1 pseudogene is annotated in these 243 nt (G+C 35.0%); it reads right to left on the reverse strand.

Going from position 1 to position 243, the window contains the following annotated elements:
• Nucleotides 1–210 (reverse strand): annotated as a pseudogene (locus AWV70_RS23055) (tetracycline efflux MFS transporter Tet(L)); the annotation flags it as partial.
• Nucleotides 211–243: the final 33 nt, after the last annotated feature.

Raw genomic sequence — 243 nt, forward strand, 5'->3', positions numbered from 1 at the left:
TCCATATAGAGCTGTTCCAATAGAAAAGGTTAACATAAAGGCTGTGTTCACCCAGTTTGTACTCGCCGGTGATTTATTAAAATCATTTGCAATATCAGGTAATGAGACGTTCAAAACCATTTCATTTAATACGCTAAAAAAAGATAGAACGCAAAGACAAATTAAAATTTGGTTGTGTCGTAAATTTGATTGTGAATAAGACGTATTCACATTTCGCCCTCCAATAATGAGGGTAGACGCAGT

Source organism: Sporosarcina koreensis (genome assembly GCF_001531445.1).
GTDB lineage: Bacteria > Bacillota > Bacilli > Bacillales_A > Planococcaceae > Sporosarcina > Sporosarcina koreensis_C.